We start from the raw sequence: 11072 nt of genomic DNA, 5'->3' as shown, positions 1-11072 counted from the left end.
CCTGCCCCGGCCGGCCAGGAGTAGTGCTAGATGCCGAACTCCGTGGGGGAGAGCCCCAGTACGGCGCAGGCCTCGCGGATGATCTCCAGCTCGGACGGCTCGACGTAGCCGTCCGCGCCTGCGATGACGATGCCGGTCTGGATCACGGCCCTGGCCTCCGTGGGCTTCTTGGCCGCCTTGGCCACCTCCTGCATCACCTGCGCCTTGCCCAGCAGGAAGTTGGCGGAGAGCTGGTCGGCGTGCTTGTTGAACCGCTGGCGCAGCTGGTCCGCCGGGAAGTTCTGCAGGACGTCGTTGCCCAGGATCAGCGACTCGACGTGCTGGCGCTCCGCCGGGTCCACATGCCCGTCGGCGGCGGCGACCAGGGCGCACATCGCCATGCTGGCATCCCTGAAGGCCCCGCTCTTCAACTCCGTCTTCAGCGAGGTGAGCTGGGTCTTCAGCGTGTTCACCAGCTGGGCGCGGGATCCGCCCGAGGACCGTGAACCCGCTCCGTGCCCGCCGGGGCTCCGGGTGCCCTGGCCCTGCTGCAGATTCTTGGCCTGGTCCTTGATCCGGTCCCACATTGCCACTGGTGCCACCTCGGCTTCTGTCGAGCGTCGTTCGTCCGGCGGCCGCGTGTCGCGGCCGCGTCACCCTGCCAACGCGCGGGGAGGCCCACACGTTCCGGCCTCGGCGGGCCGGTACTGGTCGGGGAAGGTCCCGACGTCACACGGCGGGCGGTTCCGAGAGGTCGAGTCCGGCGTAGTAGCGGCCCACACCGTCGAGATAACCGGCGTCCCTCGTCTCGCTGTCCCTGCTGAACGGCGGGGCGTTCTTGATCTGCTCCTTGGTGGGAACGACCGTGACGGTCCGCTGCTCGGCGTTGATCCGCCGGACGAACCCCGCGGGCACCAGAACGCTCCGCCCGAAGACCCAGGCCCCGGTGTCGACGACCAGGTGCTGTCTGCCGGGCTCGTCGGACTGCCGGTCGACGTGCCCGAGGATCCCGTCCGGCGTCTCCACTGTGAAGCCGGTCAGGTCCCGTCCCGGTCGATGGCCGATGCCGGGCGGGTAGATCCACATGTCCTGCAACGTGAATCCTCCTGATCGTCGAATCGCGGTCGAATGACTGTCCTTGCGGAGCACCGGGTCCGCACAAGGATGCCCGGTCCGCAAGATTGTGCCCCTCAGTGGCGGCAGAAATGCCGTCGTGTCGTGGACACACCGGTTCCACCGCACCGTGTGCGCCGTTTTCGACTCTTTCGGATCCTTCACGCGGGCTTCCGCCACCGGTACGTGTCCTGTGACGAGGCTCGTCAGTGCCCGGCCGTCCTCCCCTCCTGGGGTGCCCAGGCCGGAACCACCGCGCCCCCGCCGTTGCGCACCGCCTGGACCACCGCGTCGTGCAGGGCCCGGCTCGCTTCCTCGGAAGGACACGGGGTGGGACTGCCGGCCATCGTGAACCAGTCGGTCGCACCCGTGAACTGCAGGGCCACCTGTGCGGTGCCCTCGGCCCAGGTGGTGTGGACGGTGAGGTTCCCGGTCATCACTCCGGTCTCCTCGGTGAGGGCACCGCCGCGTCCTGTGTATACATCGCGAGTTGTCCATGACGCCCAGCTCATTACTCCAGACTCACACCAAGGCGATGGATTCGCGAACGCCCTGGTTTTCCGCCGCCGAATGTTGCCCGTGAAGACACCCGGTAATCGCTTTCCGGCAATATCACCGGCGGGGAACCGGCATGTTTGAGGCGGTGCCGATCGGAGAGCAGACAGGAAGCCATGACGTCGAATACAGCTGGGATGTGAATTCCGTGGCTGAGAAGAAGAAGACCCGCGCCAAGATGGAACAGGCCAAGGGCAAGGCCAAGGAAACCGCAGGCCGTGCCGTCGGCAACGAGAGGCTCACGGCCGAGGGGCGCGCGGAGCAGGCCAAGGGCGACGCCCGCCAGGCCAAGGAGAAGACGAAGGACGTCTTCAAGCACTAGGACGCCTTCTGATGTGAGGCCCTGCCGTCACCGGCGGGCCGGGCCGGATCCAAGGTCATACGTGCGGATCCGGCCCGGCAGGTCGGGAAGAAAGGCCCTCGTCTAGGGCAGCGCGGCGCCGCGCGCGGTGATCCAGAGCTCGTACCACTCCTCGTGGGTGAGCTCCGGGTCCCTTCGCGCGGCGTCGGCGCATGCGCGGATGCGCTCGGGCCTCGCACTGCCGATGACCGGCGCGATCCGCGAGGGGTGCCGCTGGAGCCACCACAGCAGGACCGTCTCCGGCGACGTGCCCTTCGCCTCCGCGAGCGAGCCGACGAGCCGCGCCGTCGCCAGTTCCGCCGGGGTCTCCTGGCGCCCGGTGAAGCGTCCCTGCGCCAGGGCGCCCCACGCCTGCAGACGAATGCCGGTCGAGCGGCAGTGCTCCACCGTCCCGAGCGGGAAACCGGTCGAAGCGGCCTCCGGGGTGTTCACGAGAACGCCCCCTTCGAGCCAGTCCCTGCGGTGCAGGCTCATCTCGAGCTGGTTGGCGGCCAGCGGCAGCTCGAGGAAGGTCTGGAGGAGCGAGATCTGCGCGCCGCTCATGTTCGAGACGCCGAAGCGGCGCACGAGCCCCTGGCGGTGCAGCGATGTCAGCGCCTCCGCGATGTCCTCCGGGTCCGCCAACGGGTCCGGCCGGTGCAGCAGCAGTACGTCGATGACGTCGGTGCGCAGGCGGACAAGACTCTCCTCGACGCGCCGGATGATGGTCTCGCCGCGCAGGTCGTACATGCCCGGCCGCTCACCGTCGGCGAGCCGGATGCCGCACTTCGTCTGCAGCACGATGCGTTCGCGCAGCCCGGGAGCACGGGCAAGGACCTCGCCGAACACCGCCTCCGCCTTGCCGTGCCGGTAGATGTCGGCGTGGTCGAACACCGTGATGCCGCTGTCGAGTGCCGCCTCCACCGCTGCCTCCGCGGCCGCGATGTCCGCCGTGCCGTACCGCGTCGTGTCCCAGGCCCCGCCGAGGCCCATGCATCCGTAGAGCAGCCGCTCCGCGCCCGTGTCGTTCTTCGTCACGGGCTCACCCTTCCACGGCCGGGTGCGGGTGCCCAAACGGGTATCGCGCCGGCTCCTGCCCGGACAGGCGCGGGCCGCCCTCCGGAGCGACGATGGAAGGAAGGCGCCGCGCGGTCGGCACGCGTTTCCCGGTCGCGCAGTGCAGGGACCGGGAGGCGGTCATGGAACATCCGGAGAGCTACGAACTCATTTTCCAGGCGGCGGCCGTGGACGACGTCGTCGTGGTGCGGCGCACCGACAGGACCGGGCCGGGCGGCCATCCGATCTACGAGGACGAGACGGGGATCGTGCGGGCCGAGGTCAGCGGCCGGGGTGAGGTACGGATGCTCGCCAGCGGCGGCCATCAGGCACACGAACTGCCGGTGATCGCACGCACCGCGCAGGTGTGAAGTGCCGGACGGCCGGACGGCGCGAGGCACCGGACGGCACGGTCGAGGCGGCGCCGGAGCGCGCAGGTCACGGGACGACGGGCGTCACCACGCGGCGCGAGGGGTGGTCCCCGCGGGCCGGGCGGCGACCGCCTGCGTCACACGCGGCGATCGCTGTAACCGCAGATCCAGGCGAGGGCGGAGTGCACACCGCGCACGTAGTCGCGCGTGGCGGGATCATTGACGGCCTCGTCCTCACGGACGACCGCGGCGTCGATCTCCGCGGTCAGCAGTTCCATGTCCGGAACGCCGTCGGCGCCTGCTCCGGTGACGGGCGAGCGGGCGTCCCGGCCCAGGGCCCACCGGTATCCCGCCGACACCCCGTCCCGGTAGCCGGGCGGTGCCTCCCGCGACGAGAGCAGCCCGGGCAGCTCTCGCTCCGTCTCTTCGGCCTCCGCGTACGCCCTTACCCCCACGGGCTTGCCTTCGTCCCGCTGCGGTTGCGCAGGAGCGGTCACTGGATTCACCTTTCCCTCCGGCCCGAGGACCGTCTCGGCGGGCCACCGGCGACACCCTCGTGAAGGGTCGTCGCCGGCAGCTTGTCCATGTCGGGTACCCGCGTCGGCCGCCGAGTCACCGGCATGTTTCGGCATACCTGTTCGGTGTGCGCGTGCGCGGCGGCCGGACGCCGGGCACGGCCGTGACTCCCCGGCCCGACGAACGGCGGACGGGCGAGAGAGGACAAAGGCGGCCCCGCCTCCGGGGGGGTGGGGGCGGGGCCGCGACGCCTCGCCGGCGGCCAGGGGGGATGGGCCGGGCGAGCGCTCGAGCTTCTGCTGCCCCGTTCACGCAGGGGTATGCGCACGACTTTCAAGAAATCCGGAAACCGCCGACCGGCCGGCAGGAATCGGGGCTGCGATCGGCCCCGGCACGGCGCATGGTGGTGGCATGCGGCTGCTGCTGACCTCCGACACACATGTGCCCAAACGGGCCCGACGACTGCCCGGGGACCTCATGGAGTCCATCGGCCGAGCAGACGTGGTGATCCACGCCGGCGACTGGGTCGACACCGCGACCCTCGACCTGCTCCAGTCCCGCTCCGCGCGTCTCCTCGCCGTGTACGGGAACAACGACGGGCCCCAGCTGCGCGCCCGTCTGCCGGAGGTGGCGCTGGCGGAGCTCGGCGGATTGCGCTTCGGCGTCGTGCACGAGACGGGTCCCGCGCAGGGACGTGAACGGCGGTGCGCGGAGCGCTTTCCCGATCTCGACGTCCTGGTGTTCGGGCACAGCCACATCCCGTGGGACACCACCGCCCCCGCGGGGCTGCGGCTGCTCAATCCGGGCTCGCCGACCGACCGCAGACGCCAGCCGCACTGCACGTTCATGACCGCCCAGGTGTCGGACGGCAGGCTTTCCGACGTCGAACTGCACCGCCTGCCCCGGTCGGGGGCGGCGGGGAGCGGGTGACGGGGGCGGCCGTCCGCGAGCTGGGATGGCGTGAGATCTGTGGGGCGAGCAGGGCCGGGACGGCGGCGCGGGCGGCGAGCCGGGGACGGCCGTGACGGCGGCGCTGTCCGTGAGACCCCGGTGCGACCGTCCCGCAAAAGTGCGGCGGCAGTCGTCCGGGACGCCGCCCGTCAGGCGATGTCGTACACGTCGAGGCGCCCACACATGCCGAAACGCCCGCGTGCGGCGGGCTGTTCGGACCGGAGCCGCGCCTGCGCCAGATGGCTCGCGCCCCCTTCCTCCAGCTCGTCGAGCTGCGCCGCCGTCGCCGACGCGGCGGCGGCGGCGCCCTCGCGCCAGCGCTCGCGCCACGCCCCGACGAGGGGCCGTACCAGGGCCGCGGCGGCCCGGTGGAACGCGGCCAGCGGCTCAGGATCCCCGGCCTCCGTCGCGCCGCGCAGTGCCGTGAATCCTTCGACGGCGAGGTCGCGACGGCGCCGGGCCGCCCGCTCCAGCTCCTCCTCGGTCCCGCCCTCCGGCAGGGCGACGGCGGCGCGGTAGGCGGCGGGGTCGGCGAGCAGGTGCGGAGGCAGGGTCAGCACCGCGTCGCCGGCCTCCGGGAGACCGCAGTTCTGCATGAGCACCATGATGGTCAGGCCGCCCTCGTCGACCAGCCGGTGGATCGTGCCCGGGGTGAACCAGACCAGCGCGCCCGGCGCCAGAGCGGTCTGCTCGAATCCGGAGGCGGTCAGGGTCTGGACCGCGCCCCTGCCGCCGGTCACGGCGTACCCCTCCGAGCAGGTCAGATGGATGTGCGGGGTGCCGCCGCGCAGGCCGTCGGCGGCCTCCCAGTCGTAGACCCGCAGCCGCGAGACGCCGATGCCGCCGGGCAGTCCGCCGTAGCCGGCGGCGGGGCCCGCCGGCCCGGCCGGACGGGGGACGGCTGCCGCCCCGCCGGCGGCCGTGCCCGTGCCTGCAGCCGTGTCCCCGGGGTCAGCCGTGCTCACGAGGTGTCTCCTTCGGTCGGGCGGCGGGCCGCCGAGCGGTACAGTAAGCGCTTTCCCGAGAAACGTAGGCTCTCCTGACGGACACGGTCAAGGCCGCGCCCGCGGGTCGGGTGTCAGGTCGTCAGTCGCTGCGGCAGCCAGCGCAGGCGGGCGGCTTCCTGGAACGGGCCGCCGCCCTCGTGGTCGTTGAAGTCGTAGACCTCGATCTGCTTGTCCTCGTGGGCGTACGCGTTGAAGGCGGCGAACACCGTCGACGGCGGGCAGGTCTGGTCCTCCAGGGCCACGGAGAAGAGCGCCGGCGCCCGGCCGCGTGCCGCGAAGTGCACGCCGTCGAAGTACGCCAAGGTCCGCGCGGCCTGCTCGCTCCGGCCGCGGTGGGTCTTCAGGTAGTGGCCCACCTCCCGGTACGGCTCACGGTCCGTGAGCGTCGTCGCCCGGGGGAAGTCGCACAGGAACGGCACGTCGGGCGCGACGGCCGAGAGGTCGGGCACGAGACCGGCGGCGGCCAGGGCGATTCCCCCTCCCTGGCTGGCTCCGACAACCGCGGTGCGGGCGGCGTCGGTCAGCGGGTGCGAGCGCGCCGCCTCGACGGCGCGGACCGCGTCGGTGAACACCCGGCGGTAGTAGTACTCGTACGGGTCCTCGATGCCCCGCGTCAGGAAGCCCGGGTAGGAAGGCGCACTGCCCACCGGGTCCGGGGTGCTGCCGGCCGACCAGCCACTGCCCTGACCCCGGGTGTCCATGACGAAGTGCGCGAACCCGGCCGAGGCCCACAGCAGATGAGTGTGCGGCAGGCCGCGGCCTCCGCCGTAGCCGAGGAACTCGACGACCAGGGGCAGCGGCTCCTCGGCCCCGGCGGGCAGTACCAGCCAGCCCTTCACCGGGTGGCCGCCGAAGCCGGCGAAGGTCACGTCGTGCACGTCCACCGTGCTGAGGCCGGTCGGTACGGGTTCGAAGCGGGCGTCGAGGTCGTGGTCACGGGCCTCGTCGAGCGTCTTCGTCCAGAACGCATCGAAGTCCTCCGGTTCGGCGGAGGCGCTGCGGTATGCGCGCAGCTCGGGCAGAGGCAGGTCGAACAGGGCCATGGGGCCGCCTTTCCTACGGGATGTGTCAGCAGATCAACACGGACCGCCACCACGGGGCAAGGGCCGCCCGACAGGTGGAACGGCGAGGACGGGGCGCGCGGAACGGCCCGCCCGTGGAGTGCGCGTGACCTCGGACCGCGGGCGGGCCGCCGACGCGCCCGCCCTCCGTTCGGACCCCGCTGACCTGCCCGGACCGGTCTGGGCCCGCACGCTGGAAGCGGCGGACAGCCGCATGCGCGGGCCGGGCCGCCTCTGTCGGGCGAGCGGCGGGCGGAGGTTCTTGTCTTGTCATGCCCCTTGTCGTGGGTGCGCGGCCCCTGCTAAACCGTCGGTTAGAAAAGTTTCCTTCCAATCATTCCCGGCCGATTCTTTCGGCCTGTCCGGCTATCCGCCCAGCCAACGGAGTCCCCCATGAGACCGGCACGGTTCTGGCTACGCCCCCTGGGCAGCATCGGTGCCCTCGGCGCCGCTCTGCTCCTCACCCTCACCACCGCACCCGCCGCCCCGGCCGCCCCCGCCCCGGCCGCCCCCACCCCGGCGGCGGTGGCCGCTGTCACCCACGAGGCCGAGAGCGCGACCGTCTCGCGTGGCCTGGTCGAGTCCAACCACGCCGGCTTCACCGGCAGCGGATTCGTCAACTACGACAACGTCAGCGGCAGTTACGTCCAGTGGACGGTCGACGCGGCCCAGGCCGGACGGGTCGGCCTCAAGCTGCGCTTCGCGAACGGCACCGCGTCGAGCAGGCCGATGGACATCACCGTCAACGGCGCGCTCGCCGCCGACGACCGCGCCTTCCCGGGCACCGGTGCCTGGACCTCCTGGTCCACGACCACCCTCACCGCGGACCTCAAGGCGGGCACCAACACCATCAGGGCGACCGCCGTCCAGTCCGCCGGCGGCCCGAACGTGGACCACCTCACCGTCGAGACCACCCCCACCACCGGCGGCACCCCGGCCGGGGTCAACGGACAGCTCAAGGTCTGCGGCACCAAGCTCTGCAACCAGTACGGCAAGCCGATCCAGCTGCGCGGCATGAGCACCCACGGCCTCCAGTGGTACAGCCAGTGCGTCACAGGCGGTTCCCTCGACGCCCTGGCCACCGACTGGAAGGCCGACGTCCTGCGCATCTCGATGTACGTGCAGGAGGGCGGCTACGAGACGGATCCGCGCGGCTTCACCGACAAGGTCCACTCGATCATCGAGCAGGCCACCGCACGCGGTATGTACGCGATCGTCGACTGGCACATGCTCAGCCCCGGCGACCCGCACCACAACCTCTCGCGGGCGAAGACCTTCTTCACCGAGATCGCACAGCGCCACAAGGACAAGACCAACGTGCTGTACGAGATCGCCAACGAGCCCAGCGGCGTGAGCTGGTCGAGCATCAAGAGCTACGCGGAGGAGCTCATCCCGGTCATCCGGCGCTACGACGCCGACACCCCGGTACTCGTCGGCACCCGTGCCTGGTCCTCCCTGGGAGTCTCCGAGGGGTCGGACGAGAGCGAGGTCGTGAACAACCCGGTCAACGCCTCCAACATCATGTACACGTTCCACTTCTACGCGGCCTCGCACAGGGACGAGTACCTGAGCGCCCTGTCCCGGGCGGCCGACCGCGTCCCCATGTTCGTGACCGAGTTCGGCACCCAGGACTACGCCGGTGAGGGCGCCAACGACTTCACGATGTCGCAGCGCTACCTCGACCTGATGGCGAGCAAGAAGATCAGCTGGGTCAACTGGAACTACTCCGACGACAACAGGTCGGGCGCCGTGTTCAACAGCGGCACCTGCGCCAACAACGGTCCCTGGGCGGGCACCGGCTCGCTGAAGCCGGCCGGCGTCTGGGTCCGTGACCGGATCAGGACGGCGGACGACTTCCCGACGAGCTGACCCGACCCCTACGGTCGGCCGCCTGACCCGGCCCACCCCCCGGCGCCCCCGCCCGTCCCCTGTGATCCACTGGACGGGCGGGGGCACACAGGGAAACAGGAGCAGCAGTGGCCAGCTACCGGCAGCCGGGAGTCGTCCTCACCGACCACCACTTCACCGTCCCGCTCGACCACGCTGATCCGGCCGGCGAGCAGCTCGAGCTCTACGCCCGCGAGGTCGTCTCCGCCGCCGACCACCCGGACACCGGCAAACCGTGGCTGGTGTATCTGGAAGGCGGCCCCGGCAACGCGGTCCGCCGGTTCATCGGCAAGCAGGCCTGGCTGGGGCGGGCGGTACAGGACTTCCGCGTGCTCCTGCTCGACCAGCGCGGCACCGGACGCTCCACACCCCAGAACCGCCAGACGCTCGTGTCCCGCGGCGGACCCGAGGCACAGGCCGACCACCTCGCGCACTTCAGGGCCGACAGCATCGTCCGCGACTGCGAGACGGTCCGGCGGCGCCTCACCGGCGGAGCGCCCTGGACGGTGCTTGGCCAGTCCTTCGGCGGCTTCTGCGCGACGCACTACCTGTCCTCCGCGCCGGAAGGGCTGGACACGGTCCTGATCACCGGCGGCCTGCCGTCCCTCGACGCGCACGCCGACGACGTCTACCGGGCCGCGTACCCGCGCATCCGGCGCAAGGCCGAGGCGCACTACGCCCGTTACCCGCAGGACGTGGAGCGCGCCCGGCGGATCGCCGACCGTCTCGCCGAGCACCCGGCGCGGCTGCCCGGCGGTTACACCCTCACACCGGAGGCGTTCCAGTCGCTGGGCATCCTGCTGGGCGGCGGAGAGGGCAGCCACCAGCTGCACTACCTGCTGGAGAACGCCTTCGTGCGCACGGCGTCGGGCCATGAGTTCTCCGACGCCTTCCTGGAGGGCGTACGCCCGGTCCTCTCGTTCGCCGCGAACCCGTTGTACGCGGTGCTGCACGAGGCCATCTACGCCCAGGGCGGGCGGCCGACGGGCTGGGCGGCGGAGAGGACACGCGCCGAGTTCCCCGAGTTCGACGCGGCGGCGGCGCTCGAGGGCGACCGTCCGCTGATGTTCACCGGCGAGACCATTCATCCCTGGCACTTCGAGGTGGATCCCGCCCTGCGGCCGCTGCGCGAGGCGGCGGAGCTGCTCGCGGCCCGTACCGACTGGGCGCCGCTGTACGACCCGGCCCGGCTCGCCGTCAACGAGGTGCCGGTGGCGGCGGCCGTCTACCACGACGACATGTACGTCGACACCGACCACTCGCTGCGCACCGCCCGTGCCGTGCGCGGGCTGCGCACCTGGGTCACCGACGAGTACGAGCACGACGGGGTGCGGGCGGGCGGGCCGCGGGTCGTGGACCGGTTGCTGGCACTCGCCCGGCAGGAGCTCTGACACATGATCAGTGGATCCGTATCCTGCGGGACATGACCGATCAGAAGACCGAACAGCTCGAAGAGATGCCGGCCGACTGGCAGCGCGCGCTCGCGGTCGTCGCCCACCCCGACGACCTCGAGTACGGCTGTGCGGCCGCCATCGCCGGATGGACCGACCAGGGCCGCGAGGTCGCCTACCTCCTGGCCACCCGGGGAGAGGCCGGCATCGACGGCATCGCTCCCGCGGAGTGCGCACCGCTGCGCGAGCGGGAGCAGCGGGCGAGCGCGGCCGTCGTCGGCGTCTCCGTCGTCGAGTTCCTGGACCACAGGGACGGTGTCATCGAGTACGGGACCGACCTGCGCCGGGACATCGCGGCGGCCATCCGCCGGCACCGGCCGGAGCTGGTCATCACCCTCAACCACCGTGACACCTGGGGCGGTACCGCCTGGAACACGCCCGACCACCGGGCCGTGGGCCGGGCGACCCTCGACGCGGCCGCCGACGCCGGCAACCGGTGGATCTTCCCGGAGCTCGTGGAGCAGGGCCTCGAGCCCTGGGACGGCGTGCGCTGGGTGGCGGTGGCGGGTTCGACCAGCCCCACGCACGCCGTCGACGCGGGCCCCGGCCTCGAGAGGTCGGTCGCGTCGCTGCTGGAGCACCGCCTGTACATCGAGGGCCTGACGGAGCAGGACCCGCAGGAGTACTGCCGTACCTTCCTCACCCGCATGGCCGAGATGGCGGCTCCGCGCTTCGGCGGCCGTCCCGCCGTCGCGTTCGAGCTGTTCGGGCGCTGACACCCGCCGTGTCCCGGCCGTCGCGTTTGTGTGTTTGACAAATCGCGTTGCTGTTCCTGCAATGGACGC

Annotated in this window: 13 protein-coding genes; 6 read left to right on the top strand and 7 right to left on the bottom strand. The window is 71.7% G+C overall.

Translation table 11 applies throughout. The features are described 5' to 3' along the window. Window positions 1-26: 26 nt before the first annotated feature. The 3 genes from SPRI_RS02405 to SPRI_RS02395 all read right to left on the bottom strand — a co-directional run bounded on the left by SPRI_RS02405 (window position 27) and on the right by SPRI_RS02395 (window position 1604). The gene (locus SPRI_RS02405; RefSeq protein WP_037772982.1) at window positions 27-572 is read right to left on the bottom strand and encodes a tellurite resistance TerB family protein; all 546 of its coding nucleotides are present in this window, start codon (window positions 570-572) and stop codon (window positions 27-29) included. Between the two features lie 136 nt (window positions 573-708). Continuing rightward, the gene (locus SPRI_RS02400) at window positions 709-1065 is read right to left on the bottom strand and encodes a hypothetical protein (RefSeq protein WP_037772981.1); all 357 of its coding nucleotides are present in this window, start codon (window positions 1063-1065) and stop codon (window positions 709-711) included. A gap of 233 nt (window positions 1066-1298) precedes the next feature. After that, window positions 1299-1604, bottom strand: a complete 306-nt coding sequence (locus tag SPRI_RS02395; RefSeq protein WP_005307843.1) for a hypothetical protein — start codon at window positions 1602-1604, stop codon at window positions 1299-1301. Window positions 1605-1795: 191 nt separating this feature from the next. Between SPRI_RS02395 and SPRI_RS02390 the strand changes: the two genes are divergently transcribed. Next, window positions 1796-1969, top strand: a complete 174-nt coding sequence (locus SPRI_RS02390) for a CsbD family protein (protein WP_005307840.1) — start codon at window positions 1796-1798, stop codon at window positions 1967-1969. A gap of 102 nt (window positions 1970-2071) precedes the next feature. On the opposite strand, the gene SPRI_RS02385 is transcribed toward SPRI_RS02390, so the two are convergent. Continuing rightward, window positions 2072-3025, bottom strand: coding sequence for an aldo/keto reductase (locus SPRI_RS02385; protein WP_234020305.1), 954 nt, complete (start codon window positions 3023-3025; stop codon window positions 2072-2074). Window positions 3026-3186: 161 nt separating this feature from the next. Between SPRI_RS02385 and SPRI_RS02380 the strand changes: the two genes are divergently transcribed. Then, the gene (locus SPRI_RS02380) at window positions 3187-3414 is read left to right on the top strand and encodes a DUF6296 family protein (protein ID WP_037775772.1); all 228 of its coding nucleotides are present in this window, start codon (window positions 3187-3189) and stop codon (window positions 3412-3414) included. A 137-nt stretch (window positions 3415-3551) separates the two neighbouring features. On the opposite strand, the gene SPRI_RS02375 is transcribed toward SPRI_RS02380, so the two are convergent. Continuing rightward, complete coding sequence (locus SPRI_RS02375) at window positions 3552-3911, bottom strand: hypothetical protein (RefSeq protein ID WP_050791389.1); 360 nt, start codon at window positions 3909-3911, stop codon at window positions 3552-3554. 430 nt (window positions 3912-4341) lie between these two features. On the opposite strand from SPRI_RS02375, the gene SPRI_RS02370 reads away from it, so the two are divergent. Further along, a complete protein-coding gene (locus SPRI_RS02370) occupies window positions 4342-4860 on the top strand; it encodes a metallophosphoesterase family protein (RefSeq protein ID WP_005307823.1) in 519 nt (172 codons plus the stop codon). Between the two features lie 170 nt (window positions 4861-5030). Here SPRI_RS02370 and SPRI_RS02365 read toward each other — a convergent pair whose 3' ends face one another. Together SPRI_RS02365 and SPRI_RS02360 are read right to left on the bottom strand one after the other, a co-directional pair. Further along, entirely contained in the window at window positions 5031-5732 is a 702-nt protein-coding gene (locus tag SPRI_RS02365) for a hypothetical protein (RefSeq protein WP_037775768.1), read from the bottom strand. 227 nt (window positions 5733-5959) lie between these two features. After that, complete coding sequence (locus tag SPRI_RS02360) at window positions 5960-6931, bottom strand: acetylxylan esterase (protein WP_005307818.1); 972 nt, start codon at window positions 6929-6931, stop codon at window positions 5960-5962. Window positions 6932-7342: 411 nt separating this feature from the next. On the opposite strand from SPRI_RS02360, the gene SPRI_RS02355 reads away from it, so the two are divergent. The 3 genes from SPRI_RS02355 to SPRI_RS02345 all read left to right on the top strand — a co-directional run bounded on the left by SPRI_RS02355 (window position 7343) and on the right by SPRI_RS02345 (window position 11003). Further along, on the top strand, window positions 7343-8818 hold the full coding sequence (locus SPRI_RS02355; RefSeq protein WP_005307812.1) for a cellulase family glycosylhydrolase: 1476 nt from the start codon (window positions 7343-7345) through the stop codon (window positions 8816-8818). A gap of 107 nt (window positions 8819-8925) precedes the next feature. Then, the gene (locus SPRI_RS02350) at window positions 8926-10227 is read left to right on the top strand and encodes an alpha/beta fold hydrolase (protein WP_005307810.1); all 1302 of its coding nucleotides are present in this window, start codon (window positions 8926-8928) and stop codon (window positions 10225-10227) included. 32 nt (window positions 10228-10259) lie between these two features. After that, window positions 10260-11003 (top strand): PIG-L deacetylase family protein, encoded by a 744-nt coding sequence (locus SPRI_RS02345; protein ID WP_005307798.1) that lies wholly within the window; start codon window positions 10260-10262, stop codon window positions 11001-11003. Window positions 11004-11072: the final 69 nt, after the last annotated feature.

It is taken from the genome of Streptomyces pristinaespiralis, from assembly GCF_001278075.1.
Taxonomy (GTDB): domain Bacteria; phylum Actinomycetota; class Actinomycetes; order Streptomycetales; family Streptomycetaceae; genus Streptomyces; species Streptomyces pristinaespiralis.
Note: the sequence above shows the minus strand (reverse complement) of the source record. Positions and strands in the feature narration are given on the sequence as shown.

Bases quoted from the DNA above. Each gene is read 5' to 3' on its own strand.
- SPRI_RS02400 (WP_037772981.1), bottom strand. From the start codon at position 1,065: ATGTGGATCTACCCGCCCGGCATCGGCCATCGACCGGGACGGGACCTG.
- SPRI_RS02395 (WP_005307843.1), bottom strand. From the start codon at position 1,604: ATGAGCTGGGCGTCATGGACAACTCGCGATGTATACACAGGACGCGGC.
- SPRI_RS02380 (WP_037775772.1), top strand. From the start codon at position 3,187: ATGGAACATCCGGAGAGCTACGAACTCATTTTCCAGGCGGCGGCCGTG.
- SPRI_RS02370 (WP_005307823.1), top strand. From the start codon at position 4,342: ATGCGGCTGCTGCTGACCTCCGACACACATGTGCCCAAACGGGCCCGA.
- SPRI_RS02360 (WP_005307818.1), bottom strand. From the start codon at position 6,931: ATGGCCCTGTTCGACCTGCCTCTGCCCGAGCTGCGCGCATACCGCAGC.
- SPRI_RS02355 (WP_005307812.1), top strand. From the start codon at position 7,343: ATGAGACCGGCACGGTTCTGGCTACGCCCCCTGGGCAGCATCGGTGCC.
- SPRI_RS02345 (WP_005307798.1), top strand. From the start codon at position 10,260: ATGACCGATCAGAAGACCGAACAGCTCGAAGAGATGCCGGCCGACTGG.